Below are 26,541 nucleotides of genomic sequence, written 5' to 3'. Positions count from 1 at the left end.
CTGGCGCTCCCGTCATAGGCGTTCAGCCGCTGGAGCATATGGGACAATCGGCCGGCGCGCCCACACGGCTTTCCGACGTGCGGCCGTGCACCATGCGCGCCCGCGCCGCCCGCTTTCCTGCCGGCAGCCCCTGCAAGGACCCTCGCCATGCGTCTGCTGGTGATCGAAGACAATCGCAACCTGGTGGCCAATCTGTTCGACTATTTCGAACCGCGCGGCCATGCGCTGGACGCCGCGCCCGACGGCGTCACCGGCCTGCACCTGGCCACCACCCAGGCCTTCGACGCCGTCCTGCTGGACTGGATGCTGCCGCGCATGGACGGGCGCGAGGTGCTGCGCCGGCTGCGCGAGGAGCACGCCAGCACCGTGCCGGTGATCATGCTGACCGCGCGCGACGAGCTGCCCGACAAGGTCGACGGCTTCCGCGCCGGCGCCGACGACTACCTGACCAAGCCCTTCGCCATGCAGGAGCTGGAGGTGCGCCTGGAGGCGCTGCTGGCCCGCGCCGAGGGCCGCAACCGGCGCCGCGTGCTGCAGGTGGCCGACCTGACCCTGGACCTGGCCACGCTGGAGGTGCAGCGCGCCGGCCGGCCGCTGCACCTGTATCCGGCCTGCCGCAAGCTGCTGGAGGTGCTGATGCAGGCCAGCCCGGGCGCGGTGGCGCGCCAGCGCCTGGAGCAGGCGCTGTGGGGCGACGAGCCGCCGGACGGGGACATGCTGCGCTCGCATATCTACGAACTGCGCCGCAGCGTGGACGGGCCGTTCGAGACCAAGCTGATCCACACCCTGCCGCGCGTGGGCTACCGCCTGCACGCCCAGCCCATGGCGCGCGATGGCGCGTAGGCCTTCACTGCGGGCGCGCCTGCTGCGCTGGGCGCTGGTCTACCTGGTGGTGGTCACCGCCGCGGTGGTCATCGGCGGGGAGGTCGTCAACGAGCACGCCGAGCGCCAGGTCTGGCGCTCGCTGATGCGCTCGGACCTGCAGCATTTCGTCGAACGCCGGCGGGCCGATCCGGGCTACAACTGGATCGACGACCCGGCCGAGCACATGTACTTCCTGCAGCACGACGCCAACCTGCCCAAGAAGCTGGCCCGGCTCAAACCCGGACTGCACGACGACTTCTTCATCAACCACGTCAAGCACGTGGTGCTGGTGGAGGACACCGAGTTCGGGCGGCTGGCGCTGGCCCTGGACCTGACCCGGTTCGAAGGCGTCGAGGGCTGGGTGACCTTCTCCACGGTGGTGACCGCGGCGGTGGCGATCATCATCTTCGGCCTGCTGATGGCGCTGGGGCTGGGCCGGGCGGTGCAGCCGCTGAGCGCGCTGGCGCGGCAGATCGCCGGCCTGCGTCCGGACGCGACCCAGGCCCGCATCGACGTGCCGCCCGACGCCAGCGAGGAGCTGCGCGTGATCGGCGAGGCCTTCAACGGCTACCTGGAGCGCAACGCGCGCTTCGTCGAGCGCGAGCGCGCCTTCATCGACAGCGCCAGCCACGAGCTGCGCACCCCGGTGGCGGTGATCGCCGGCGCCAACGACCTGGCCCTGGAACACCCCGAGCTGCCGCCGGCCGTGCGCGCGCCGCTGCTGCGCGTGCGTCGCACCGCGCGCAAGGTCGAGCAGCTGATCTCGCTGCTGCTGGTGCTGGCCAAGGATCCCTCGCGGCTGACCCGCAACGCCGACCTGGTCGCGCTGCAGGACCTGATCCCGGAGGTGGTGGCCGACCACCAGCACCTGACCGAGGGTCGCGACCTGGAGCTGGTGATCGCGCCCATGGCCGAATGCGTGATCCACGCGCCGCTGGCCATCGTCCAGGCCGCCATCGGCAACCTGCTGCGCAACGCGGTGGAGAACAGCGACCGCGGCCGCATCGAAGTGGGCCTGGAGCCCGGCGCGACCGTGGTGATCCGCGATCCCGGCCACGGCATGTCGCCGGAGGAGATCAGCGCGGTCTACAGCCGCATGGCCCGCGGCGGCGGCCGCGACGGCGGCGGCATCGGCCTGGACCTGATCGCGCGCCTGTGCGAGCACCTGGGCTGGCAGCTGCGCATCGACTCCGACCCCGGCCGCGGCACCGTCGCCCGCCTGCGCTTCTGCGCGGCGGAGTGAATCTGCGGCGCCTGTGGCGCTGCGGTGGCCAGTCAGTCCGCTTGGTGGGAGCCGCCATGGCGGCGATGAGGCTTTTCCAGTAAAGCCCCATCGCCGGCATGCCGGCTCCCACCACAAGCGCTGCGCTGGTCGCAAAGGTCGCAAATTCCGTGGTGCTGACGCGCAACGGCCTGCAACGCCGTCGCTCCCCCGATCCTCCCAATCCGTCGTTCCCGCGAAAGCGGGAATCCATGGACGTTCGAGCGGGAGAACCAGGGCGTTGAAGCGCAGGAGCAAAGTCCCTGGATTCCCGCTTTCGCGGGAATGACGGTAGGAATTGGCTGGCGGCTGTCAGCGGCTCTGCGGGAGCCGGCCTTGTGGCCTTGTTGGCCAATGGCGGCGATGGACTTTCCCCGGGAGAGCCCCATCGCCGGCATGCCGGCTCCCACCACAAGCGCCGCGCTGGTCGCAAAGGTCGCAGATTCCGCGGTGCTGACGCGGAGCGGCCTGCAACGCCGTCGCTCCCCCGATCCTCCCAATCCGTCGTTCCCGCGAAAGCGGGAATCCATGGACGTTCGAGCGGGAGAACCAGGACGTCGAAGCGCAGGAGCAAAGTCCCTGGATTCCCGCCTTCGCGGGAATGACGGTAGGGGGGGTGCTGACGGCTGACGGTCGGTGCTTTTGTGGGAGCGACTGTCTCTCAGATCAAGCCGCAGCATCCTTGTAGAGCGGAGCTTGCTCCGCTGGGGCTTGCCGATGATCCGGTCGAAACGCAGCGGAGCAAGCTCCGCTCTACAAATGGGAGCCGCCACGGCGGCGACGGGGCTTTCCCGACGCCGCTCAGTACACTGGCCGCCGGGCGCGCCGTCCGCGCGCCACACATCCTTAAGGAACACGATGATCTCAGGCTGGGTCCTGCTGGGGATTTCCGTCGCCTATGCCGCGGTGCTGTTCGGCGTGGCGTGGCTGGGGGACCGCTATCGGCTGTATCCCAATCTGCGCTGGCTGCGCCCGGTGATCTATTCGGCGGCGCTGGCGGTGTACTGCTCGTCGTGGACCTTCTACGGCGCGGTGGGTACGGCGGTGCGCCATGGCCTGAGCTACCTGCCGATCTACTTGGGCCCGCTGCTGCTGATGCTGTTCGCCTGGCGCATGATCGAGCGCCTGGCGCTGCTGGCGCGCAGCCACAACATCGTCTCCATCGCCGACTTCATCTCCTCGCGCTACGGGCGCTCGCGCCGGCTGGCCGCGCTGGTGACGCTGATCGCGCTGTTCGGCGTCATCCCTTATCTGGCCCTGCAGTACAAGGCCGTGGCGATGAGCCTGGGCGTGCTGACCGGGCACAACCCGGAGACCACCGGCTTCTTCCACGATCCGGCGCTGTACGTGGCGCTGCTGATGGCGCTGTTCGCCGCGCTGTTCGGCACCCGCCAGGTCGATGCCACCGAACACCACCACGGCATGATGGCCGCCCTGGCGCTGGAGTCGGTGGTCAAGCTGGTGGCGCTGGTGGCCGTGGGCCTGGTGTCCTGGCAGTGGCTGAGCGTGCGCGACCACCCGCTGGGCGAGGCGGCGCGCACGCTGTTCGAGAGCCAGCCGCCGGCCGGCTTCCTCACCCAGACCCTGCTGGGCTTCCTGGCCATCCTGTGCCTGCCGCGCCAGTTCCAGGTGGCGGTGGTCGAATGCGGCGACGTGGGCGATGTGCGCCGCGCGCGCTGGATGTTCGGCGCCTACCTGGTGATCATCTCGCTGATGGTGGTGCCCATCGCCACCGCCGGGGTGGAGCTGTTCGGCGCGCACGGCGCGCAGGCCGGCGACACCTTCGTGCTGGCCCTGCCGCTGGCCATCGGCCAGGACAAGCTGGCCATGGCCGCCTACATCGGCGGCTTCTCGGCGGCCACCGGCATGGTGATCGTGGCCAGCATCGCGCTGGCGACCATGATCAGCAACGACCTGGTCATGCCGATCCTGCTGCGCCGCGGCTGGGGCGAGCGCCACGACGCGGCCGACGTGGCCACGCGCGTGCTGTGGGTGCGCCGGGTCACCATCCTGGTGCTGGCGCTGTGCGCCTATGCCTATCACCGCGGCAGCAACGGCGACAGCACGCTGGCCAGCTATGGCCTGATCGCCTTCGCGGCGGTGGCGCAGTTCGCCCCGGCGCTGATCGGCGGGCTGTACTGGCGCGGGGCCAGCAAGCGCGGCGTGGAGCTGGGCATGGCGGCGGGCTTCGCGGTGTGGGGCTATACGCTGCTGCTGCCGACGCTGTCGGCCTCGGGCTGGCTGGGGCCGGAGTGGCTGGAGACCGGGCCGTTCGGCATCGCCTGGCTCAAGCCGCAGCAGCTGTTCAACCTGAGCGGCTGGGACCCGCTCACCCACGGCACGTTCTGGTCCCTGCTGCTCAACACCGCCACGATGATGCTGGTTTCGGCGCGCTGGCGGCCCTCGCTGGACGAGCGCCTGCGCATCGTGCCGTTCCTGGACCCGTACGCGCAGCGGCGCGCGCTGATCGCCAGCGAGTGGCCGGGCAACGTGCGCGTGGCCGACCTGATGTCGCTGGCCCAGCGCGTGGTGGGCGAACGCCACGCCTCGCGCGCCTTCGCCGAGCAGGCGCGCGAGCTGGGGCGCGAGCTCAAGCTCGACGCCAACGCCGACCGCGCCTGGGTGCAGTTCACCGAACGCCTGCTGGCCTCGGCCATCGGCGCGGCCTCGGCGCGGCTGGTGCTGACCAGCGTGCTGCGCGGCTCGGGCATGGAGCTGGGCGAGGTGGTGGCGGTGCTGGACGAGGCCGGCCAGGAGCTGCGCTTCAACCGCGAGATCCTCTCCTCCACCCTGGAGAACATCAGCTCGGGCGTGAGCGTGGTCGACCCGGAGATGCGCCTGGTGGCCTGGAACCGCCGCTACCAGACCATGTTCGGCTATCCCGAGGGCATGCTCTACGTCGGCCGCCCGGTCGCCGACCTGATCCGCTACAACGCCGAGCGCGGCGAGCTGGGCGAGGGCGATGTCGAGGAACAGATCGCCAAGCGCATCGGCTACATGCGCGCCGGCAGCCCGCACGTGTTCGAGCGCACCCGCAGCGACGGCCAGGTGATCGAGATGCGCGGCCAGCCGCTGCCCGGCGGCGGCTATGTCACCAGCTACAACGACGTGACCGAGTTCAAGCGCGTCGAGCTGGCCCTGCTGGAAGCCAACGAGAACCTCGAACAGCGCGTGGCCCAGCGCAGCGAGGAGGCCGAGTCGGCGCAGCAGTCCAAGTCGCGCTTCCTGGCGGCCATCAGCCACGACGTGCTGCAGCCGCTCAACGCGGCGCGGCTGTTCACCTCGGCCCTGCGCGAGAGCGGCGGCGACGCGGCCGAGCAGGTGCGTCTGGCCGAGCGCGTGGACGCCTCGCTGCGCGCGGCCGAGGAGCTGCTCGACGGCCTGCTGGACGTCTCGCGCATGGACCACAACCGCCTGCGCGCCGAGCTGACCGACTTCGATGCGGCCGAGGTCATGCGCGAGCTGGCCGCGCAGTACGCGCCGGTGGCCGCCGGCCGCGGCCTGCTGCTGCGCGTGCACGTGCGCGACCGCGCCCCGGTGCGCAGCGATCGCCGCCTGCTGCGCCGGGTGCTGCAGAACTTCATCGCCAACGCGCTGCGCTACACCCGCTCGGGCCGGATCGTGCTGGGCATGCGTGGCCGCGGCGCGCAGCTGGAGCTGCAGGTGTGGGACACCGGCCCGGGCATCCCGCCGCAGCACATGCGCCAGATCTTCGACGAGTTCCAGCGCTACCAGCAGCCCTTCGACTGGGGCGAGCAGGGCCTGGGGCTGGGCCTGTCGATCTGTCAGCGTATCTCGCGCGTGCTGGACGCGCCGCTGGACGCGCGCAGCAACGTCGGCAAGGGCAGCATGTTCTCGATCACCGTGCCGCGCGCGGCCAGCATCAGCGCCCGCCCGGCGGTGCCGCGGCGCATGCCGGCCAGCGACTCGCTGACCGGGCTCAAGGTGCTGTGCGTGGACAACGACCAGGAGATCCTGGACGGCATGTGCGTGCTGCTGGGCCGCTGGGGCGTGAACGTGGTCACCGCCGCCACCGTCGATGCGGCGCTGGAGCGCGTGGTGGCCGAGGCGCCGGCGGTGATGCTGGTGGACTACCACCTGCACGACCGCCTGGAAGGCCTGGATACGCTGGATGCGCTGCGCGCCGCCAGCCCGGGCCCGATCGCCGGCGCGCTGCTGACCGCCGATGGCCGCGACGAGCTCAAGGCCGAGGCGCGCGAGCGCGGCTATCGCCTGCTGACCAAGCCGGTCAAGCCCGCCTCGCTGCGCGCCTTCCTGGCCGCCCACGGCGCCGCCGCGCGCTGAATCGCGCCTGCGTTTGTCGGCGCCGACTGACAGCGCCGACATGCGCGGCCGGGCTAGGCTCGCGGTCCCCTTCGTTTCGGATCCCGCATGCGCGCCGCGCCCGACCCGTCCACCACCGCGCTGGGCGACCAGCTGCAACAGGCCATCGACCAGCTGCCGCCGGACCAGCTCAGCCTGGACGCGCTGCTCGACCAGTTCGGGCCGCAGGGGTTGCTGCTGCTGACGGCGCTGCTGACCCTGGTGTTCCTGATCCCGGTGTCGATTCCCGGCGTGAGCACGGTGTTCGGCTTCGGCATCCTGCTGGTCGGCGTGTGCCGCCTGCTGCGCCGCCCGCTGTGGCTGCCGGCACGGCTGCGCGAACGCCAGCTGCCTTCGGACCGGCTGCGCAGCGCGCTGGGCCGCGGCATGGTCTGGGTCGGGCGGCTGCAGAAGATCAGCCGCCCGCACCGGCTGCCCGCCCTGGTCGATTCGCGCCCGGCCGAGACGGTCAACGACGCCGGCCTGGTGCTGGGCGCGCTGCTGCTGATGGCGCCGTTCGGCTTCGTGCCCTTCTCCAACACCTTGCCGGCGCTGGCGATCCTGCTGCTGGCGATCGGCCTGATGCAGCGCGACGGCGTCGCGGCGCTGCTGGGCCATCTGATGAATCTGGCCAGCATCGTCTACTTCGGCGTGCTGATTGGGGGTGGCGGCTTGGCGCTGCGTGAGGCGTTGCAGCGGCTGGCGGGCTAGCTCGCCGTTGCCGTTGCCGTTGCCGTTGCCGTTGCTGTTGCTGTTGCTGTTGCCTTTGCCTTTGCCTTTGCGGTTGCTGTTGCTTTACCTGTCTGAGCCGTAAAGCACGCCGAGCACCGCAGCGAAGCAGGGCCGAAGAGGCGCCCTGTTTGAGCGAAGCGAGTTTGGGCGCCGTGCCCTGCTTCGCGAGGAGCGCAGGGAACCGATGCGAAGCATCGGCGTGCGTCCCGGCGAGAAGCGGTTTTGGCTACTTTTGACAAGACAAAAGTAGCTCGCGCGGCGAAGCCGTGCGAAAGCTTTGCTTTTAAGAGGCGCCCGCAGAATTCGCAAGTATTGCTTGCATATTCAATACAAGTTGCACAGTGCAGAGCCACAACAAAGGCAACGCGCCTGCGGCGCGCCAAGTGCAAGGCTTTCGCGCCTGCGGCGCGACTTCCTTTTGTCTTGTCAAAAGGAAGCAAAACCGCTTCTCGCCGGGACGCGAGCCGCCGCTGCGCGGCGGTCCCCTGCGCTTCTCGGAAGTCAGGGCACGGCGCCCAAACTCGCTTCGCTCAAACAGGGCGACTCTTCGGCCCTGACTTCCTGCGATGCTCGGCTCGCTTTACGGCTCAGACAGGTAAAGCAAAAGCAAAAGCTCTTGAGCAACCACAACCGCAACCGCAACTGCAACCGCAACCGCAACCGCAACCGCAACCGCAAAAGCGAACGCTAGGCGCCTCAGGCTGTTGCCGGTTCCGGGGCGCCCTCGCGCAGCAGGGCGTAGACCGGGTCGGTGTCGGGGCGCACGCCGTGCCAGATCTCGAAGCTCTCGGCGGCCTGTTCGACCAGCATGCCCAGGCCGTCGACGATGGTGCGCAGGCCCGCGGCGCGGGCCCAGGCCAGGAAGGGGATGGCCACCTCGCCATAGTTGAGGTCCACCGCGCCGGTCATGTCGTTGCACAGGGCGAAGGGCAGCGACAGCGGGGCGCCGGCGTCGCGACCGGCCGAGGTGGCGTTGATGACCAGTTCGAAGTCGCCGATGCCGGCCAGGTCCTCCCAGTAGCGGGTATGGGCGCGGCCGGGTTCGCCCAGCGCGTCGGCCAGGGCGTCGGCGCGCTCGGGGCTGCGGTTGACGATGACCAGTTCGCGCACGCCGGCCTCCAGCAGCGCCGGGGCCACGCCGCGCGCGGCGCCGCCGGCGCCCAGCAGCAGGGCGCGGCGGCCGCGCAGGTCCAGGCTGTGGCGGCCGGTGAGGTCGCGCACCAGGCCGGCGCCGTCGGTGTTATCGCCGTACCACTGGCCCTCTTCCAGGCGCAGGGTGTTGACCGCGCCGGCGGTGCGGGCGCGTTCGCTCAGGCGCGTGCAGGCGGCGAAGGCGGCCTGCTTGTGCGGCACGGTGACGTTGGCGCCGCGGCCGCCGCGGGCGGCGAAGGCGTCCAGGGCGGCGGGCAGCGCGCCCGGCTCGACGTCCAGGCCGACGTAATCCATCGCGATGCCGGTCTGGCGGGCGAAGGCGGCGTGGATCTGCGGGGAGGGCGACTTGGCCACGGACCGGCCAAACAGCGCGTAACGACTCATGCGGGCACTCGGATGGGACGACGAGCGCCTAGTGTCCCATGCCGGGCTTCAACGCGGCATGGCGCCGGCCGCCGCCCGGGCCGTGCCCAGGAAGCCGACCGCCAGCAGGCTCAGGCCGACCACCGCGATCACGCCCAGGCCCATGTGGATCAAGCCGATCACCACGCCGGCCTGCTGCAGGCTGCCGCCGCCGGCCAGGGTGCGCTGCAGCAGCAGGGTCTGGCCCACGCTCACGCCCAGCGCCCCCACCTGACCGAGCAGCATCAGCGCCGCGCCCCAGCGCACCAGCGTGCGGCCGGGCACGCGCGGGGCGATCAGCGCCACCAGCAGCACGAAGGCCGTGGCGCAGACCAGGGGCAGGCCGAGCAGCGCCTGCAGGGCCATCCCGGCACTCATCGCGTCAGCCGCGCTGGCGCAGCACGCGGGCCGCGTCCAGGGCGAAGTAGGTCAGCACGCCATCGGCGCCGGCGCGCTTGAAGCCGAGCAGCGACTCCATCATCACCGCCTCGCCATCCAGCCAGCCATTGGCCGCGGCGGCCTTGAGCATCGCGTACTCGCCGCTGACCTGATAGACGAAGGTCGGGCGGCGGAAGGTGTCCTTGACCCGGCGCAGCACGTCCAGATACGGCATGCCCGGCTTGACCATCACCATGTCCGCGCCTTCCTCCAGGTCCAGCGCGATCTCGTGCAGCGCCTCGTCCAGGTTGGCCGGGTCCATCTGGTAGGTGAACTTGTTGCCCTTGCCCAGGTTGCCGGCGCTGCCGACCGCGTTGCGGAACGGGCCATAGAAGGCGCTGGCGTACTTGGCCGAGTAGGCCATGATCTTGGTGTGGATGAAGCCTTCGGCTTCCAGCGCGCCGCGGATGGCGCCGATGCGCCCGTCCATCATGTCGCTGGGCGAGAGGATGTCCACGCCGGCGGCCGCGTGCGAGAGCGACTGCTTGATCAGCGCCTCGATGGTCGCCTCGTTGAGGATGTAGCCGGTCTGATCGATCAGCCCGTCCTGGCCGTGCGTGGTGTACGGGTCCAGCGCCTGGTCGGTCATCACGCCCAGCTCGGGGAACCGGCTTTTGAGCGCGCGGATCGCGCGCTGGATGAGGCCTTGCTCGTCCCAGGCCACGCGGCCGTCGTCGGTCTTGGCCGCCGGGTCGGGCACGCCGAACAGGTCCAGCACCGGCACCCCCAGCTCCAGCGCCTGCTCGCCCACGCGCAGCAGCTCGTCGATCGACAGGCGCTCCACGCCGGGCATCGACGGCACCGGAATGCGGCCTTCGCCTTCGTGGACGAACACCGGCAGGATCAGGTCGTTGGTGGTCAGGGTGTGCTCGCGCATCAGGCGGCGCGAGAAATCGTCGCGGCGCATGCGGCGCGGACGGTGGGCGGGGTAGGCCATACGGGAAGAACTCCAGCGTCAACCCGACAAGGATACGCCCCCGCGCCGCGCGGACCGGCGCGGCGTTGGCGCGATCAGGTCAGGACGAAGCGTTGCGGCTGCAGCGGCGCCGGCAGTGCGGTCTCGCCCAGCGCGGCGCGCAGCTCGATCTCCACGGTGCGGGTCAGCGCGTCCAGCGGCAGGTCGTTGTCGGCGCGGCCGAAGGGGTCTTCCAGCTGGTCGCCCAGCGCATCCAGGCCGAACATCGCATAGGCCATCAGCATCGACAGCAGCGGCGTGGCCCAGCCCAGCGCGCCGGCCAGGCCGAACGGCAGCAGCGTGCAGAACAGCAGCGCGGTGCGATGCAGCAGCAGCGTGTAGGCGAACGGCAGCGGCGTGCCGTGGATGCGTTCGCACGCGGCCTGCACCTCACCCAGGCCGGCGACGGGCGCGGCCAGGCTCGGATACAGCAGCGGATGGACCTGCTGGTCGTGCAGGGCCTGGCCCAGCCGGCGGCTCATCCAGCCCAGCACCGCGTCGGTCGGGTTCGGCGCGGCGGCGATGGCGGCGGCCGTCTCGTCCGGCAGCCAGGGCGCGGCCGCGGCCGCCGTCTGGCCGCCGCGAAGGCGGGCGTTGAGCGCATGGGTGAAGCCGATGGCCGCGCGCAGCAGCTCGGTGCGCAGCTGCGGCGCCTGCGCTAGCAGGGCATCGGTCTGCCGCGCCAGCGCGCGGGTGTGCACCAGCAGCGCGCCCCACTGCTTGCGGCCTTCCCACCAGCGCTCGTGGCAGGCGCTGTTGCGGAAGCCCAGGAACAGCGACAGCGCGATGCCGATCAGGGTGAAGGGCGCGACGGTGATCTGCGCGAACGCGTGCGGCTGACGCTGGGCGAACCACGACGCCAGGCAGGCCACAGCGCCGACGAACAGCAGCCGCGGCGCCACCAGCGGCAGGATCGAGCCGCGCATCAGGTACAGCAGCTGCCAGGTGGTGGGGCGTGGACGCAGGATCATGCGAAGGGGGACAGGAAAACCGGACAGGCCATGATCGCCCCGACGCCCGCGCGGCGCCACGCGCCGTCTGGGACATTGCGGTTCAGCGCGCGGCGTGGATCATGCCGGCCTGGAGGGCCGTCCTCGCCCATTGCCGGAGTTTCGACCATGTCCAAGCGCGCCCTGTTCCTCGCCCCGCTGCTGCTCAGCCTGGCCGCCTGCGCCGGCACCACCAAGGTGATGCTGTCCTCGCCGCGCCCGCCGGTGGACCCGGCCACCGTGCGCGTCTACACCGCCGTGCCGCCCGGCGCGGTGCAGATCGCCCAGCTCGAGGCGCAGAGCGCGGTCGGCTTCGGTACCCAGGGCCAGACCGACGCAGCCATGCGCCGGCTCAAGAACGAGGCCGCCAAGCTCGGCGCCAACGGCGTGGTGCTGATCGGCGCCGGCGCCGGCGGGCGCTCGCCGGTGGGCCTGTCGGTCGGCGGCGGCAGCTATGGCGGCCATGTCGGCGGCGGGATCGGCATCGGCATCCCGACCCAGCAGAAGCAGGCCAACGGCGTGGCGATCTACGTCCCGCCGGGCGCCGAGCGCGCGGCCGAGACGGCGCCCGCCACGCCTTGACCCAAGGCCCTAGCGCGGCAGGTGCGCCAGCACGTTGAGCAGGTGTCCGGCCGGATCGCGCACGAAGAAGCGTCGCACGCCCCAGGGCTCGTCGGTCAGCGGATACTCGACCGGCGCGCCCAGCGCCTGCACCCGCGCATAGGCGCCGGCCACATCGTCCACCTCGATCGACAGCTGCGGCACCAGCGTGCCGCTGCCGCCCTCGCTGGCCAGCGAGACCTGGGGCGTCATGCTCGCCGCGTCGCTGGCCAGGGTCACGATCCAGCCGTGGTCCATCGCCAGCTCCAGATCGAACACCGCCCGATAGAACGCCGCCAGCCCGGCCGGATCGGGCGTGGCCAGATTGGCGACCACGCGGTGCACGACCAGCGGCTTCATGGCGCGGCCTTGCCCGCGTAACGCGGCACGAACTGCGTGCGCACCGCCTCGGCCAGCTGGTCGGGCGGCAGCAGTCCCTGGTCGAGCAGGAAGTCGTTGAACGCCTGCCGGTCGAACGCCGGCCCCAGCGCCAGTTCGGTCTGCATGCGCAGCTCCAGGATCCGGCTGTAGCCGTAGAAGTAGCTGCCGGCCTGGCCGGGCGCGTTGAAGGTGTAGCGGTCCAGCTCCTGGCGCGCCATCGCCGGCGACAGCCCGACGTCGTGCTCCAGCACCAGGCGCGCGCGCTCGCGGTCGATCAGGCCCAGGTTGAGCATCGGGTCCAGCATCGCGCGCGCCGCGCGCAGCAGGCGGAACTGCAGCGCGATCATCTGCCCCTCGGCCGGCTCGTAGGGCACCATCTCGGCCTCGGCGTACAGCGCCCAGCCCTCGACGTTGACCGAGTTGAACGCGAACAGCGTGCGCGCCAGCGACAGCCCGCGTTCGACCATCGCGGCGAACTGCAGGTCGTGGCCCGGGCGGCCCTCGTGCGCGCTCAGCGTCCAGGCCGCGGCGGCGAAGTTGAAATCGTCGTAGCGGCTGCCGGCGTCCTGGCCATCGGCCGACGGGTTGCCGATGGGCAGCACGAACTGGCCCTGCTGGCCGGTGTTGCCCACCAGTGGCGGCGGCAGGTAGTGCGGCGCGGGCGAGGCGGCGCTCTCGGCGGCCGAGCCCAGCCGCATCTGCAGCGGCCGCTTGGGCACGGTGACGATGCGCTCGCGCTTCATGATCGGATCGATCCGGTCGATCACATCGCGGTAGTGCGCCTCCAGTTGGTCGTTGGCGATGGTGCCGCGCTTGAGCGCCTTGATCACCGCGCGGTAGTCGGTGTCGCGCAGCCCCTGCGCCTTGGCCACCTGCGGCGCCAGCTGCTGCATGGCCGCGCGGGTCTCCATGAACTCCACCTGCGCGCGCTGCATCAGCTGCTGCGGATCGATGTCGATGCCGACCTGCTTGAGCTGGAAGGCGTACAGCTGCGGCGGCAGGCGCGTGTCGGTGCGCGCCTTGGGCAGCACGGTGCTGCGGGTCCAGTCGGCGTAGGCCTTGAGCTCGGCGGCCATGCGCGCCAGCGCCGGCTCGGCGCCGGCGATCTTGTATTCGGTGAACAGCTCGCGGATGCCGTCGATGTAGGTGTCCACGTTGGACAGCGCGCGCTCGACCTCGAGCCTGGTCGGCGGGAGCAGCGCCGGATTGGCCAGCTTTTCCTCGTAGCGCTGGCGCGCGAGCGTGGTGAACGGCGTGCTGCCCGGGGTCAGACCCACGTAGGCCTTCAGCCGGTCCAGCGCCTTGGCCCGGCGCGCGGGCGGCACCTGGTCGGAGAGCAGGTTGTTGATGCCGTTGAACACCGACTGCGGTGCGTCGACCCACGGCAGCAGCAGCGCCTCGTTGAGCTGACTACCCTGGAGTTCCATGTCCACCGCGTGCAGCAGGATCTGCAGGTCCTGGCGCACGTTGGCATCGCGCTCGGTCTGCAGCGCGGCCTGGAGCCTGGCGCGCGCCGCGATCATCGCGGCGCGATAGCGCGCCGGCTGGTTGGGCCCCAGATCGGCGACCCGCGCGTCGTAGGCCGACAGGCCCACCTGGCTCGCCATCTCCGGCATGAAGGCCGCCTGCGCCTCCAGCAGCGCCTCGGCGTAGGTGTTGCTGCGCGCGACCCAGGCCGGCGCGGCCGGCGAGGTGGCCTTGGCCGCCGCGCCGGGCAGCGGCGCGCACAGCGCCAGGGCAAGAGCGAACACCAGCGGCTTGATCATGGACGACACCTGGCAGGCAAGGAGAGTGCGGCGACGCTACGCACTGCTGTGGGCGGAGGCAACCATAGGCCCCCTCCCTTGCGCGTAGCGCAGGGGAGGGATGGGGAGGGGTTGGGGCTTTCCCGGGTAAGCCACAGAAGCAACAGCAAAAGCACCCCACCCCAACCCTCCCCTTCGCCTTCGGCGAAAGGGAGGGGGCGAAGCAGAGTCAGGGTCGGGAAGTCGCCGACTCGCGGCCCCCTCCCTTGCGCGTAGCGCAGGGGAGGGATGGGGAGGGGTCGGGGCTTTCCCGGGCAAGCCTCCGAAGCAAGAGCAAAAGCACCCCACCCCGGCCCTCCCCTGCGCTACGCGCAAGGGAGGGGGCGGAGCGGATGGCTGAAGCCGTCAGCCTGCGCTGCCAACGCCCAGCTTGCGCGCGAAGAAGTCTTCCATCATCCGGTAGCGGAACCGCGCGTCGTGTCCGAGCAGGCCGTGCCGGGCGCCGGGGAAGGCCATCAGTTCGAAGGCGGTGCCGCGCGCCTGCAGGGCGCTCATCAGGGCGGTGGCGTTGGAGAACAGCACGTTGTCGTCGGCCATGCCGTGCAGCAGCAACAGCGCGCTGGGGGCGATACCCGCTACATGGGTCAGCACGCTGGCCTGGGCGTAGCCCTCGACGTTGTCGCGCGGATGGCCCATGTAGCGCTCGGTGTAGTGGGTGTCGTACAGCGCCCAGTCGACCACCGGGGCGCCGGCCACGCCGCAGGCGAACCGCTGCGGCGCGCGCGCCAGCAGCATCAGCGTCAGGTAGCCGCCGTTGGACCAGCCGTACACGCCGATGCGCGCCGGGTCGACCCAGGGCTGCGCGCGCAGCCAGTCCACCGCCGCGCACTGGTCGTCCACCTCGACCGTGCCCTGCCGCCCGTACAGCGCGCCGCCGAACGCGCGCCCGCGCCGCGGCGTGCCGCGGTTGTCCACGCTGAAGACCACGTAGCCGCGCTGGGCCAGGACCTGGTCCAGCCAGGCATCGCCGCGCGTGGGCCAGCTCTCGGTCACCGTCTGCGCCGCCGGGCCGCCGTAGACGTGCACGATCACCGGGTGGCGCCGCGCCGGGTCGAAGCCGGGCGGCAGGAGCAGGCTGGTATGCAGCGGCGTGACGCCGTCGGCGGCCAGGCAGGTGCCGAACCGTGGCGGGCGATGCGCGGCGCGGTAGGGCGCATACGGATGGCGGGGATCGTCGAGGTCGTTGGCCAGCAGCGCGGCCAGCGGCGTGCCGTCGGCGCGATGCAGGACCAGCTGCGGCGGCACCGACGGGCTGGACCAGTGATCGACGAACACGCTGGCATCGCGCGCGAAGCTCACCGCGTGCACGCCCGTCTCCCGCGTCAGCGCCTGCGGTGCGCCGCCGTCGAAGGACACGGCGAACGCATGGGCCTGGGTCGGCGCCGCCTCGCCGTCGCGCATGCCGGCGCTGAAGTACACCTGCTCGCGCGCCGCATCGACGCCGAGCAGCGCGTCGACCGGCCAGGCGCCGGCGGTCAGCGGCGTGCGCAGCCTGCCGTCCTCCTCGTGCAGCGACAGATGCAGGAAGCCACTGCGTTCGGACGCCCACACGAAGCGCCCGTCGGCGAGGAAGTGCAGCGCATCGTGCAGCGGCACCCAGGTCGGCGAGGTCTCGGTGATCAGGGTGCGCTGCGCGTCGGTGCGCAGATCGTGCTCGATCAGGTCCAGGCGCTGCTGGTCGCGCGACTGGCGCTGGAAGGTCAGGCGCTGCGCATCGCGCCAGGTCACCCGCGCCAGATAGAAGTCCGCCTCGTCGCCCAGGTCGATCCAGCGCGGCGCCGCGCCCGCGCGGGGCGCGATCACGCCCAGCCCCACCCGCACATTGGGCTCGCCCGCGGCCGGATAACGCTGCTCGACCACCACGGTGCGGTCGGCGTGGATCTCGCTGCGCTGCTTGAGCGGCACCGGAGATTCGTCGATGCGCGCGAACGCCAGCGCGCTGTCGTCCGGGGCCCACCAGTAGCCGGTGTGGCGCCCCATCTCCTCGTCGGCGACGAACTCGGCCACGCCGTTGCCGATGACCGCGTCGCCGTCGTGGGTCAGCCGGTGCTGCGCGCCGTCGGCCAGGTCCACCACCCACAGGTCGCGTCCGCGGATGAAGCCGACGAAGCCATCGCGCGACGAGAAGCGCGCATCGGTGGCGAAGCCTTCCTCGGCGTGCGTCAGCGTCCGCACCGCCTGCGCGGGCGCCGCGCGCAGGTCGTAGAGGTAGAGCGCGCCGCCCACCGGGAACAGCAGCCGCGCGCCGTCCTGCGAGAACTGGTAGTCGACGATGCCGCTGTAGGCGGCGATGCGCTGGCGCTCGCGGCGCGCGGCTTCCTCGGCGCTGAGCCGTTCCCCGCCTGGCGGCAGCACGTGGTCGGCATCGACCAGCAGCCGGTGTTCGCCGGCCGCGACCTCGTAGCACCACAGGTCCAGCCGGTGCCGCGCGCCGTCGCGGCCGCGCAGATAGGCCACGCGCGCGCCGTCGGGCGACAGGGTGGGCTTGAGCAGGCTCGGGCCGCTCAGCGGCGCATCGCCGGTGATGGCGTCGAGGGTGAGTGGCCTGGGAACGAGGGGAGGAGCGGGCTTCATGTGGACATGATCGTCGATGCCACATGCGCTTGCTTGGCGGCTCCCCCCTGTAGAGCGGAGCTTGCTCCGCTGGGGCTTTCCCCACAAACCGAACGAAGAGCAGCGGAGCAAGCTCCGCTCTACAAGAAGGCCGCGGCTTGAACTGACAGACCGTTCTCCCACCGAGCAAGCGGCTTCCACCGCGCGGAAGGTTTACCGCGGGCCGAACATGTGCCGGCGCTGTTCCTCGGTCAGCGGTTCGCCCAGGGCGGGATTGACCTGCGGGCCCAGGGCGTAGGCGCGTGCGGTCGCCGGGCGCTGGCTGATGGCGTCGAACCAGCGCGCCACGTTGGGGAAGTCCACCAGGTCCATCTTCTGCTTGGCATGCGGCACGATCCACGGATAGGCCGCCATGTCGGCGATGGAATAGTCCCCGGCGATGAAGTCGCGCCCGTCCAGGCGCTTGTCCAGCACGCCGTACAGGCGCCGGGTCTCGTTGGTGTAGCGGTCCATCGCGTAGGGGATCTTCTCCGGCGCGTACTGGTTGAAGTGGTGGTTCTGGCCGAGCATCGGCCCCAGTCCGCCCACCTGCCAGAACAGCCACTCCAGCGCCTCGATCCGCGCGCGGGGCTCGGTCGGCAGGAAGGCGCCGGTCTTCTCGGCCAGGTACAGCAGGATCGCGCCGGACTCGAACACGCTCTGCGCCGCGCCGCCGTCGGCCGGCGCGTGGTCGACGATGGCCGGCATCTTGTTGTTGGGCGAGATGGCCAGGAACTCGGCGGCGAACTGGTCGCCCTTGCCGATATCCACCGGCTTGATCGTGTAGTCCAGCCCGGTTTCCTCCAGGAACAGGGTGATCTTGTGCCCGTTGGGCGTGGGCCAGTAGTACAGGTCGATCATCGCGCCGGTTCCTTACAGTGCTGAAAGAAGCCGAGTCTACGGCGCGGCTTCGCTTGGCAGTGTCATGGGCGGCTGGCTACGCTGCCGCGCCCACGAGACGAATCGTTCCGCCATGTCGCCCCAGCCGCCCGCCCGCCTCAACCCCATCGCCGGCCTGATCTTCGCCTCGCGCTGGCTGCAGCTGCCGCTGTACCTGGGGCTGATCCTGGCCCAGTGCGTCTACGTGTTCCTGTTCGGCAAGGAGCTGTGGCACCTGATCCACGAGGCGCCCAGCCTGGGCGAGCAGCAGATCATGCTGATCGTGCTGGGGCTGATCGACGTGGTGATGATCTCCAACCTGCTGGTGATGGTGATCGTGGGCGGCTACGAGACCTTCGTCTCGCGCCTGGGGCTGGAAGGCCATCCCGACCAGCCCGAGTGGCTCAGCCACGTCAACGCCAGCGTGCTCAAGGTCAAGCTGGCGATGGCGATCATCGGCATCTCCTCGATCCACCTGCTCAAGACCTTCATCGCCGCCGGGGCGCTGGGCGGGTTGCCGTTCTGCTCGCCCGAGCTGCTGGCCAGCGCCACCGCGGCCAGCGCCATCGGCACCACCGGCTGCTCCACGCTCACCCCGCAGGGCGTGCTGTGGCAGACCATCATCCACTGCGTCTTCATCCTGTCGGCCATCGGCATCGCCTGGACCGACCGCCTGATGCAGGGCGCGCAATCCGCGCAACGCGCCGCGCACTGAGCGCCACGGCGCCATTCGCGCCGGTGACCAACGTTGTCATCGCTTCCTAACGGAACGTAAACGATTCCAGCCCCGCGTGGCGGGCCTTTGCCGCCGGCGCCATCCGCGTCCGCTTCCGATGGCGGCGCATGCCCCTGCGGCGCGGTGCTGCGATGCGGCGTGACAGCGCTGTCACCCTCTGACAAAACGGCGCACCTGCCGTGTACGAGACCTGAATTCAAGGGCTCGGACGGCATTCGTCATATCCGCACCTGGGGAGGGTCGTATGAAGCAGATGGTTGCCATGCCGCGTCGGCGGTTGCTGGTGTCGGCGATGCTGGTCGCGTTGTCCGCGACGGCCGCCGCGCAGACCGCGCCGGAATCGAATCAAGCGCCGGCCAGTTCGGCCGCGCAGGCCACGCCTGGCAACGCCAGCGCGCAGTCCAACACCGATGCCACCAACCTGGACGCCGTGCAGGTCAAGGGCATCCGCCAGAGCATGATGTCATCGGCCAACCTCAAGCGCGATTCGCAGGGTGTGGTCGACGGCATCGTGGCCGAGGACATGGGCAAGTTCCCGGACACCAACCTGGCCGAGTCCCTGCAGCGCATCACCGGCGTGTCCATCGACCGCAGCAACGGCGAAGGCTCCAAGGTCACCGTGCGCGGCGTCGGCCCGGACTTCAACCTGGTGCTGCTCAACGGCCGCCAGATGCCGACCGCCACCGGCGGCCGCGCGTTCGAGTTCTCCGATCTGGCCTCCGAGGCGATCTCGGCGGTGGAGGTCTACAAGACCAGCCGCGCCAGCACCCCGGCCGGCGGCATCGGCGCGACGATCAACATCAAGACCTCCCGTCCGCTGGAGAACCCGGGCTTCCACGCCAGCGCCGGCGTCAAGGGCGTGGTGGACACCTCCGACGACGATCTGCCGGGCCATTACGAAGGCAAGACCGTCACGCCGGAAATCTCCGGCATCTTCAGCAACACCTGGGCCGACAACCGCTTCGGCATCTCGCTGAGCGCCAGCCGCCAGGACCGCGAGTCCGGGTCGGCCCTGGCCCAGGTCGCGCCGGGCAACGGCTGGCAGACCTACATCGATACCCCGCAGGCCAATGGCGTGGGCGGCCCGAACGCCGCGCTGGCCGCCTCGCCCAACGTCACCAACCGTCCGGGCCCGAACGATGTGTATTCGATGCCGCAGAGCCTGGGCTATTCGGTCAACTCGGTGCATCGCCAGCGCACCAACGGCCAGCTGGCCTTCCAGTTCGCCCCGACCGACAACCTGACCGCCACGCTCGACTACACCTACTCGGAAAACAAGATCCAGTCGGCGCGCAACGACATGTCGGTGTGGTTCAACTTCACGCCGGATCAGAGTTCGTGGACCAATGGCTCCGGCTCCTCGCCGCTGACCTATCACGAGACCTACGGCTGCACGCCGCGCGTCTATCCGGGTGGCGCGACCGACCCGGGCTGCTCGGACCTGGCCATGGGCGCGTCCAAGACCGCCGTGGTGCACGAGAACAAGTCGCTGGGCTTCAACGTCGACTGGCGGGTGACCGACAGCTTCAGCCTGAACTTCGACTACCACGACTCCAGCGCCGAGTCGCGTCCGGACAGCCCGTACGGCTCCAGCAACACCATGTCCACCGCCGGCTTCTTCCGCCAGGGCGCCGGCTTCGACATGAGCGGCGACTTCCCGATCCTGATGCTCAACCTGCCGCCCGGCATGAGCGAGATCGACCCGTCGATGATGCAGGCCACCGGCTCGGTGTTCCGCAACGACTACCAGAAGGCCAAGATCAAGCAGGGCCAGCTCTCGGGGCAGTTCCAGTTCGAGGACTACTCCAAGCTGAACTTCGGCGTGTCCAGCACCGAGTACAAGAACCGCTCGGCCTTCACCAACGTGCAGCTGGATACCTGGGGCGGCAACGTGCCCGCCGGCCCGGGCGCCTATGACGACTCGCTGTTCAAGCTGGCGCACATGGGCGACTACTTCGACGGCGGCGGCGCCAACAGCCCGGCCTTCTCCGATGCGTTCTTCCTGTTCGACTTCGAGGCCATGCGCCAGGCCGCGGCCAACGCCCGCACCAACGCCGGCCTGGGCGTGCCGGAGGACTATCTGGCCTCGACCGACTATTCCGGCGCCGCGGTGCCGGGCAGCTCGGCCAGCCGCACGGTGGGCGACAGCCGCGTGCAGGAGAAGTCGCACAGCGCCTACCTGGAGTGGAGCAACACCTTTGATCTGTCCATGCCGCTGAGCGTGGCCGTCGGCGTGCGCTACGAGGACACCAAGGTCACCGCCTCGGCGCTGCAGCCGGCGCCTGTGGCGGTCAACTGGGCCAGCGCCAACGAGTTCAATCTGGTCTACCAGGGCAACGAGTTCTACACCCTGGGCGGCGACTACAAGTACTGGCTGCCGAACCTGGACCTGGCCCTGGACCTGACCGGCGATATGAAGCTGCGCTTCAGCGCCGGCAAGACCATCGGCCGTCCGAACTGGGGCGACCTGAATGCCGCGCAGACGCTCGGCAGCCCGGCGCGCTACGACGGCGGCGGTGGCGGTTCGGGCAACCCGGCGCTCAAGCCGCTGGTGTCCAGGAATCTGGACCTGTCCTGGGAGTGGTACTACGCCGAGGGCAGCTATGTCTCGGTTGGCTACTTCTACAAGAAGATCGACAACTTCATCGCCCGCCAGACCCAGCGCGAGACCCCGATCCCGGATCTGTACACCCCGGCCGGTGGCGCGTACTGGAACGAGGCCGTGGCCGCCGGCTGCGCGCAGACCGACCGTCCCTGCATCCGCGACTACATCTTCGCCAACCACGACGGCGATCCGGGCGTGAACGCGGCCACGGGCAGCATCGTCGGCCAGCCGGGCGACCCGGTGCTGGCGTTCAACATCTCCAAGCCGGTCAACAACCGCTCGGACAAGCTCGATGGCTGGGAGTTCAACATCCAGCACGTGTTCGGCGAGACCGGCTTCGGTGTGGCGGCCAACTACACCAAGGTCGATTCGGGCCTGACCTACAACAACGGCGTGCTGGGCACCCAGTTCGCGCTGACCGGCCTGAGCGACACGGCCAACTTCGTGGTGTTCTACGACAAGGGCCCGTGGCAGGCACGCGCGGCGTACAACTGGCGCGACGAGTTCCTCAGCGCCCTGGGCGATGGCAAGGGCGACAACCCGCTCTACGTCGAAGCCTATGGCCAGCTGGATCTCAGCTTCAGCTACGAGATCAACGACCACTTCAGCGTGTCGCTGGAAGGCATCAACGTGACCGACGAGTCCACCCGCGTGCACGGACGCAACAAGCACCAGGTGTATTCGCTGGAGCAGTTCGGGCCGCGCTACATGTTCGGCGCGCGCTACAAGTTCTAAGCGCACGCTGAACCGTCATTCCCGCGCAAGCGGGAATCCAGTGCCTTCGGCGCTCCGCGCCAAGTCGCTGGGTTCCCGCCTTCGCGGGAACGACGAGGTGAGGTGAGTAGAGGCGTTGCAGGAAATGCCGCGTGGCGGGCGGACGCGGCGCACGGGCCACTGGCAAACCAGTGGCCCGTCGCGTTTGATAGGCAGGCTGAAGGTTCGGGAAGCGCGATGGACGAGGCAATCCGGCATGTGGTGATCGTGGGCGGCGGCTCGGCCGGCTGGCTGACGGCCGGACTGATCGCCGCCGAGCATCGCGATCGCCACGGCCCCACCCTGCGGGTGAGCGTGCTCGAGTCGCCGGACGTGCCGGCGATCGGCGTCGGCGAGGGCACCTGGCCGACCATGCGCGACACGCTGCGCCGGATCGGCGTGGGCGAGGCGGACTTCGTGCGCGCCTGCGATGCGACCTTCAAGCAGGGCTCGCAGTTCGTCGGCTGGGTCGATGGCGGCGCGCACGATCGCTACACCCATCCCTTCACCCTGCCCAAGGGCTATGGCGAGACGCAGCTGGCCGTGGCCTGGGCGGCGCAGGGCGAGGTGCCCTTCGCGCATCTGGCCTGCTTCCAGCCGCATCTGTGCGATGCCGGGCGCGGGCCGAAGCAGTTCGCCACCCCGGAATACGCCGCGGTGGCCAACTATGCCTATCACCTGGACGCGACCCGGCTCGGCGCCTTCCTGCGCCAGCACTGCGTCGAACGCCTCGGCGTGCAGCACGTCGTCGGCCACATGGACGCGGTGCTCAGTCACGAGAACGGCGACATCGCCGCGCTGGCGGTGCGCGACCAGCCCGCGCTGCAAGGCGACCTGTTCGTGGACTGCACGGGCCTGCGCGCGCTGCTGCTGGGCGCGCACTACGGCATCGCGCCGGTCGGCGTCGAAGACATCCTGTTCAACGATCGCGCGCTGGCCCTGCAGGTGCCCTATGCGGACCCGAATGCGCCGATCGCCTGCCAGACGCTGTCCACCGCCCAGCGCGCCGGCTGGATCTGGGACATCGGCCTGTCGGCGCGGCGTGGCGTCGGCCATGTCTACAGCAGCGCGTTCACCTCCGATGAGGAGGCCGAAGCGGATCTGCGGGCCTATATCCAAGCCAGCGGCGGCCCCGCCGCGGCGACGCTGCCGCCGGCGCGGCGGATCGATCTCCAGCCGGGCTATCGGCCCACGGCCTGGCACCGCAACTGCGTGGCCGTCGGCCTGGCCAGCGGCTTCGTCGAACCGCTGGAGGCCTCCTCGCTGGTGCTGGTGGAACTGGCCGCCGCGCGCCTGGCCGACGAGATGCCGGCCACGCGCGCGCAGATGGATCTGCTGGCCGCGCGCTTCAACGAGACCTTCGCCTACCGCTGGCAGCGGGTGATCGAGTTCCTCAAGCTGCACTACGTGCTCAGCCGCCGGCCCACGCCCTACTGGCAGGCGCATCGCGAGGACGCCAGCCTGCCGCCGCGCCTGCGCGAGCTGCTGCAGCTGTGGCGCCATCAGTCGCCCTCGCGCAGCGATTTTCCGCGCAGCGAGGAGATCTTTCCTTCGGCCAGCTGGCAGTACATCCTCTACGGCATGGGCGCCCGTCCGCACTCCCGTCCCGCGCGGCGCTCGGAAGACCTGCAGGCCGCGCAGGCCTGCTTCGCCGAAAGCGCGGCGCTGGTGCAGCGCATGCTGCCGGCGCTGCCCAGCCATCGCGCGCTGGTCGAGCACATCAAGGCCCATGGCCTGCCCCGTCTCTGATTCTCAGGAATGCCGATGCCGCGTCACGCCCTGCTCAACAACATCGACCATCGCGACCTGCGCGTCTCCACCCGCCACGGCGCGGGGGTGGACGATGCGGCGATGTCGGTGGTGACCTTCCCGGGCGAGTTCCGCGCGCTGCAGGCCTATTACCCGATCGTGTTCCAGAAGGACGCCCAGGGCGTGTTCCATCCGCTGGCGCTGCTGGGCCTGCAGCCGGGGCAGAACCTGTTCCTGCGCGGCGATCGCTGGGATGCCCACTACGTGCCGATGGCGGTCGAGCGCCAGCCGTTCGCGATCGGGCACGACGCGCAGGGCGAGCCGATGCTGCACGTGGATCTTGAACATCCGCGCATCGATCCGCAGGGCGAGCCCCTGTTCCTCGAGCACGGCGGCCATGCGCCGCTGCTGCAGCACATGGTCGCGCTGCTGCGCACCCTGCATGACGGGCTGGCCGGCAATGGTGCCTTCATCCAGGCGCTGTTGTCGCATGAGCTGCTGGAGTCGTTCGTGCTGGACGTGAAGCTGACGGGCGGGCAGGAGATCCATCTGCGCGGCTGCTACACCATCCACGAGGAGCGCCTGCGCGCGCTGGACGGCGAGGCGCTGCAGGCGCTGTCGCGCGCGGGTCATCTGGAGCCGGTCTACATGGCGCTGGCCTCGATGACGCATCTGCGCGACCTGATCGGCCGCCTCGAGCAGGGCGCGTGATGCAGCCCGCCACGCCGCGCCCGATCGAGGAACGCCACGGCCTGCGCGCCGACACGCTCGGCCCCGAGCTGCTGGCCTCCGATCAGCCGCTGGTGCTGCGTGGCGTGGTGGCCGACTGGCCGATGGCCAGGGCCGGTGCGGCGTCGGCGCAGGAGGCGGTGGCCTATCTGCGCCGCTTCGCGCGCCCCGACCCGGTGGTCGCCACCGTGGCCGCGCCCGAGACCGGCGGCCGCTTCTTCTATACCGACGGGCAGCAGGGCTTCAATTTCCGCCAGGAGCGCGTGCCGCTGCCGGTGGTGCTGGACACCTTGCTGGGCTACCTGCACGCGCCCGCGCCGCCGGCGATCTATGTCGGCTCGACGACCATCGATACCTGGCTGCCGGGCTTCCGCGCCGAGAACGATCTGGACCTGGGGGGCCGCGTGCCGCTGGCCAGCATCTGGATCGGCAACCGCACCCGCATCGCCGCGCACCAGGACATCCCCGACAACATCGCCTGCGTGGTGGCGGGCCGCCGCCGGGTCACGCTGTTCCCGCCCGAGCAGCTGGCCAATCTGTACATCGGCCCGCTGGACCGCACGCCGGCCGGGCAGGCGATCAGCCTGGTGGACTTCGCCGCTCCCGACCTCGAAGCCCATCCGCGCTTCGCCGAGGCGCTGCGCCACGCGCAGGTCGCGGTGCTGGAGCCCGGCGACGCGGTGCTGATCCCCTCGCTGTGGTGGCACCACATGGAAGGCCTGGCGCCGTTCAACATCCTGGTGAACTACTGGTGGCGGCGCAGCCCGGCCTATATGGATTCGCCGATGAACGCGCTGATGCTGGCGCTGCTGAGCGTGCGCGATCTGCCCACGCACGAGCGCGAACACTGGCGCGAGGTGTTCCGCCACTACGTGTTCGACGCCGATGCCGAGACGGTGGCGCACATCGCGCCCGAGGCACGCGGCGCGCTGGCGCCGATGGACGACATCCGCGCGCGCGAGCTGCGCGCGCGCCTGCTGCAGCGGCTCAACCGCTGAGCGCCACGAGGAATCGAGCCGCATGACGAACAGTTCGCAGCCTCGCCCGGTCAAGCGCGTGGTCATCGCCGGCGGCGGCACCGCCGGCTGGATGGCCGCCGCGGCCCTCTCGCGCACCCTGGGCAAGGTGCTGGACATCACCCTGGTCGAGTCCGAGGAGATCGGCACGGTCGGCGTGGGCGAGGCCACCATCCCTACGCTGGTGACCTTCCACCGCCTGCTGGACATCGACGAGCAGGCGTTCATGGCCGCCACCGGCGCCACGATCAAGCTCGGCATCCAGTTCGAAGGCTGGCGCGAACCCGGCCAGGACTACATCCATTCCTTCGGCACCACCGGCAAGGACCACTGGACCGCCGGCTTCCAGCATTTCTGGATGAAGGGCCGCCAGCGCGGGCTGGCGCGCGACTACGGCGACTACTGCCTGGAGCTGCGCGCCGCGCAGGAGCAGCGCTTCGCCCACCTGGCGCGCAACGGCATGAACTACGCCTTCCATCTCGATGCCGGCCTGTACGCCCGGTTCCTGCGCCGCTTCAGCGAGGGCTTCGGCGCCCGCCGCATCGAGGGCAGGATCGCCACCGTCCAGACCAGCGCGCAGGGCGACATCGCCGCGCTGGTGATGGAGGACGGCACGCGCGTGGAGGGCGACCTGTTCATCGACTGCACCGGCTTCCGCTCGCTGCTGCTGGGGCAGACGCTGGGGGTCGCCTTCGAGGACTGGTCGCACTGGCTGTTCGCCGACAGCGCGCTGGCCGTGCAGACCGAATCGGTCGCCCCGCCGGTGCCGTACACACGCTCGATGGCCGGCCCGGCCGGCTGGCAGTGGCGCATCCCGCTGCAGCACCGCGTCGGCAACGGCATCGTCTATTCCAGCCGCTTCATGGACCAGGAGGCCGCGCGCGCGGCGCTGCTGGACAACCTGGAAGGCCCGCCGCTGTTCGAACCGCGCCCGCTGCGCTTCACCCCCGGCCAGCGCCAGGTCACCTGGAAGCGCAACTGCGTGGCCCTCGGCCTGGCCAGCGGCTTCCTGGAGCCGCTGGAGTCGACCAACATCCATCTGGTCTCGCGCAACCTGACCCGGCTGCTGCAGTCCTTCCCGCATGTGATCCGCCAGGTGGACATCGACGAATACAACGCGCAGACCGAGGCCGAGATGGTCCACATCCGCGACTTCGTGATCCTGCATTACCACGTGACCCGGCGCCGCGACACGCCGTTCTGGCGGGCCTGCGCGCAGATGGACATCCCGGCCACGCTGCGGCACCGGATCGACCTGTTCGCCCAGACCGGCCGCGTGTTCCATGTGCCCAACGAGCTGTTCGCCGAGAACTCCTGGATCCAAGTGATGCTGGGCCAAGGCATCGCGCCGGCGCAGTACCACCCGGTCGCCGACCTGATGGACGATGCCGAGCTGGCGCGCTTCCTGGACGGCATCCACCAGCAGGTCGAACAGACCGTCGCCCGCCTGCCGACCCACGCCGACTACCTGCGCAGCTACTGCGCCCAGCCGCGCCCCGCGATGGCCTGAGCCGACAGCCTTCAACGCCTCTGCCGGCGCGACGGCGCGCCCGGTGGGAGCCGGCATGCCGGCGATGAGG

Annotated in this window: 19 protein-coding genes; 11 read left to right on the top strand and 8 right to left on the bottom strand. The window is 70.4% G+C overall.

The window, feature by feature from the left end; translation table 11 throughout:
- Positions 1-147: 147 nt before the first annotated feature.
- The 4 genes from MWN52_RS18815 to MWN52_RS18800 all read left to right on the top strand — a co-directional run bounded on the left by MWN52_RS18815 (position 148) and on the right by MWN52_RS18800 (position 7,159).
- Positions 148-843 carry a response regulator transcription factor gene (locus MWN52_RS18815; protein ID WP_130520729.1) on the top strand — a complete coding sequence of 232 codons (696 nt, stop codon included), beginning with the start codon at positions 148-150 and terminating at the stop codon, positions 841-843.
- A complete protein-coding gene (locus MWN52_RS18810; RefSeq protein WP_130531911.1) occupies positions 833-2,107 on the top strand; it encodes a sensor histidine kinase in 1,275 nt (424 codons plus the stop codon). Before MWN52_RS18815 ends, MWN52_RS18810 begins: the two co-directional genes overlap by 11 nt.
- A gap of 876 nt (positions 2,108-2,983) precedes the next feature.
- Complete coding sequence (locus MWN52_RS18805; protein WP_286575858.1) at positions 2,984-6,430, top strand: PAS domain-containing hybrid sensor histidine kinase/response regulator; 3,447 nt, start codon at positions 2,984-2,986, stop codon at positions 6,428-6,430.
- A gap of 87 nt (positions 6,431-6,517) precedes the next feature.
- Complete coding sequence (locus MWN52_RS18800; protein WP_286575857.1) at positions 6,518-7,159, top strand: exopolysaccharide biosynthesis protein; 642 nt, start codon at positions 6,518-6,520, stop codon at positions 7,157-7,159.
- 717 nt (positions 7,160-7,876) lie between these two features.
- Here MWN52_RS18800 and aroE read toward each other — a convergent pair.
- The 4 genes from aroE to MWN52_RS18780 form a co-directional block, all read right to left on the bottom strand.
- The gene (gene aroE / locus MWN52_RS18795) at positions 7,877-8,716 is read right to left on the bottom strand and encodes a shikimate dehydrogenase (RefSeq protein WP_286575856.1); all 840 of its coding nucleotides are present in this window, start codon (positions 8,714-8,716) and stop codon (positions 7,877-7,879) included.
- Between the two features lie 48 nt (positions 8,717-8,764).
- Positions 8,765-9,112, bottom strand: coding sequence for a hypothetical protein (locus MWN52_RS18790; protein ID WP_286575855.1), 348 nt, complete (start codon positions 9,110-9,112; stop codon positions 8,765-8,767).
- Positions 9,113-9,116: 4 nt separating this feature from the next.
- Positions 9,117-10,109, bottom strand: coding sequence for a porphobilinogen synthase (gene hemB, locus MWN52_RS18785; protein ID WP_286575854.1), 993 nt, complete (start codon positions 10,107-10,109; stop codon positions 9,117-9,119).
- Between the two features lie 74 nt (positions 10,110-10,183).
- Positions 10,184-11,098, bottom strand: a complete 915-nt coding sequence (locus tag MWN52_RS18780) for a bestrophin family protein (protein WP_130535330.1) — start codon at positions 11,096-11,098, stop codon at positions 10,184-10,186.
- A gap of 147 nt (positions 11,099-11,245) precedes the next feature.
- On the opposite strand from MWN52_RS18780, the gene MWN52_RS18775 reads away from it, so the two are divergent.
- Positions 11,246-11,698 carry a hypothetical protein gene (locus MWN52_RS18775; protein WP_130520745.1) on the top strand — a complete coding sequence of 151 codons (453 nt, stop codon included), beginning with the start codon at positions 11,246-11,248 and terminating at the stop codon, positions 11,696-11,698.
- Between the two features lie 9 nt (positions 11,699-11,707).
- On the opposite strand, the gene MWN52_RS18770 is transcribed toward MWN52_RS18775, so the two are convergent.
- The 4 genes from MWN52_RS18770 to MWN52_RS18755 form a co-directional block, all read right to left on the bottom strand.
- Positions 11,708-12,067 carry a VOC family protein gene (locus tag MWN52_RS18770; RefSeq protein WP_286577800.1) on the bottom strand — a complete coding sequence of 120 codons (360 nt, stop codon included), beginning with the start codon at positions 12,065-12,067 and terminating at the stop codon, positions 11,708-11,710.
- Positions 12,068-12,072: 5 nt separating this feature from the next.
- Positions 12,073-13,860: a DUF885 domain-containing protein gene (locus tag MWN52_RS18765; protein ID WP_286577799.1), complete on the bottom strand. Its 1,788-nt coding sequence runs from the start codon at positions 13,858-13,860 to the stop codon at positions 12,073-12,075.
- A gap of 387 nt (positions 13,861-14,247) precedes the next feature.
- The gene (locus tag MWN52_RS18760; RefSeq protein WP_286575853.1) at positions 14,248-16,476 is read right to left on the bottom strand and encodes a S9 family peptidase; all 2,229 of its coding nucleotides are present in this window, start codon (positions 16,474-16,476) and stop codon (positions 14,248-14,250) included.
- Between the two features lie 192 nt (positions 16,477-16,668).
- Positions 16,669-17,355 carry a glutathione S-transferase N-terminal domain-containing protein gene (locus MWN52_RS18755; protein WP_286575852.1) on the bottom strand — a complete coding sequence of 229 codons (687 nt, stop codon included), beginning with the start codon at positions 17,353-17,355 and terminating at the stop codon, positions 16,669-16,671.
- A gap of 112 nt (positions 17,356-17,467) precedes the next feature.
- Here MWN52_RS18755 and MWN52_RS18750 point away from each other — a divergent pair, with 112 nt between their 5' ends.
- The 6 genes from MWN52_RS18750 to MWN52_RS18725 all read left to right on the top strand — a co-directional run bounded on the left by MWN52_RS18750 (position 17,468) and on the right by MWN52_RS18725 (position 26,471).
- A complete protein-coding gene (locus MWN52_RS18750; RefSeq protein WP_130520748.1) occupies positions 17,468-18,088 on the top strand; it encodes a TIGR00645 family protein in 621 nt (206 codons plus the stop codon).
- Between the two features lie 265 nt (positions 18,089-18,353).
- Positions 18,354-21,449 carry a TonB-dependent receptor gene (locus tag MWN52_RS18745; RefSeq protein ID WP_286575851.1) on the top strand — a complete coding sequence of 1,032 codons (3,096 nt, stop codon included), beginning with the start codon at positions 18,354-18,356 and terminating at the stop codon, positions 21,447-21,449.
- Positions 21,450-21,665: 216 nt separating this feature from the next.
- Positions 21,666-23,216: a tryptophan halogenase family protein gene (locus MWN52_RS18740; RefSeq protein WP_286575850.1), complete on the top strand. Its 1,551-nt coding sequence runs from the start codon at positions 21,666-21,668 to the stop codon at positions 23,214-23,216.
- A gap of 15 nt (positions 23,217-23,231) precedes the next feature.
- Complete coding sequence (locus tag MWN52_RS18735; protein WP_286575849.1) at positions 23,232-23,927, top strand: SapC family protein; 696 nt, start codon at positions 23,232-23,234, stop codon at positions 23,925-23,927.
- A complete protein-coding gene (locus tag MWN52_RS18730) occupies positions 23,927-24,943 on the top strand; it encodes a cupin-like domain-containing protein (RefSeq protein WP_286577798.1) in 1,017 nt (338 codons plus the stop codon). The genes MWN52_RS18735 and MWN52_RS18730 overlap by 1 nt, the downstream gene beginning before the upstream one ends.
- Before the next feature lie 22 nt (positions 24,944-24,965).
- Entirely contained in the window at positions 24,966-26,471 is a 1,506-nt protein-coding gene (locus MWN52_RS18725; protein WP_286575848.1) for a tryptophan halogenase family protein, read from the top strand.
- The last annotated feature ends 70 nt before the right edge of the window (positions 26,472-26,541 follow it).

The sequence above is a fragment of the Pseudoxanthomonas winnipegensis genome (assembly GCF_030322905.1).
Taxonomy (GTDB): domain Bacteria; phylum Pseudomonadota; class Gammaproteobacteria; order Xanthomonadales; family Xanthomonadaceae; genus Pseudoxanthomonas_A; species Pseudoxanthomonas_A winnipegensis.
Note: the sequence above shows the minus strand (reverse complement) of the source record. Positions and strands in the feature narration are given on the sequence as shown.

Coding starts and splice junctions, on each gene's coding strand:
- MWN52_RS18815 (WP_130520729.1), top strand. CDS start 148: ATGCGTCTGCTGGTGATCGAAGACAATCGCAACCTGGTGGCCAATCTG.
- MWN52_RS18810 (WP_130531911.1), top strand. CDS start 833: ATGGCGCGTAGGCCTTCACTGCGGGCGCGCCTGCTGCGCTGGGCGCTG.
- MWN52_RS18805 (WP_286575858.1), top strand. CDS start 2,984: ATGATCTCAGGCTGGGTCCTGCTGGGGATTTCCGTCGCCTATGCCGCG.
- MWN52_RS18800 (WP_286575857.1), top strand. CDS start 6,518: ATGCGCGCCGCGCCCGACCCGTCCACCACCGCGCTGGGCGACCAGCTG.
- aroE (WP_286575856.1), bottom strand. CDS start 8,716: ATGAGTCGTTACGCGCTGTTTGGCCGGTCCGTGGCCAAGTCGCCCTCC.
- MWN52_RS18790 (WP_286575855.1), bottom strand. CDS start 9,112: ATGAGTGCCGGGATGGCCCTGCAGGCGCTGCTCGGCCTGCCCCTGGTC.
- hemB (WP_286575854.1), bottom strand. CDS start 10,109: ATGGCCTACCCCGCCCACCGTCCGCGCCGCATGCGCCGCGACGATTTC.
- MWN52_RS18780 (WP_130535330.1), bottom strand. CDS start 11,098: ATGATCCTGCGTCCACGCCCCACCACCTGGCAGCTGCTGTACCTGATG.
- MWN52_RS18775 (WP_130520745.1), top strand. CDS start 11,246: ATGTCCAAGCGCGCCCTGTTCCTCGCCCCGCTGCTGCTCAGCCTGGCC.
- MWN52_RS18760 (WP_286575853.1), bottom strand. CDS start 16,476: ATGAAGCCCGCTCCTCCCCTCGTTCCCAGGCCACTCACCCTCGACGCC.
- MWN52_RS18755 (WP_286575852.1), bottom strand. CDS start 17,355: ATGATCGACCTGTACTACTGGCCCACGCCCAACGGGCACAAGATCACC.
- MWN52_RS18750 (WP_130520748.1), top strand. CDS start 17,468: ATGTCGCCCCAGCCGCCCGCCCGCCTCAACCCCATCGCCGGCCTGATC.
- MWN52_RS18745 (WP_286575851.1), top strand. CDS start 18,354: ATGAAGCAGATGGTTGCCATGCCGCGTCGGCGGTTGCTGGTGTCGGCG.
- MWN52_RS18740 (WP_286575850.1), top strand. CDS start 21,666: ATGGACGAGGCAATCCGGCATGTGGTGATCGTGGGCGGCGGCTCGGCC.
- MWN52_RS18735 (WP_286575849.1), top strand. CDS start 23,232: ATGCCGCGTCACGCCCTGCTCAACAACATCGACCATCGCGACCTGCGC.
- MWN52_RS18730 (WP_286577798.1), top strand. CDS start 23,927: ATGCAGCCCGCCACGCCGCGCCCGATCGAGGAACGCCACGGCCTGCGC.
- MWN52_RS18725 (WP_286575848.1), top strand. CDS start 24,966: ATGACGAACAGTTCGCAGCCTCGCCCGGTCAAGCGCGTGGTCATCGCC.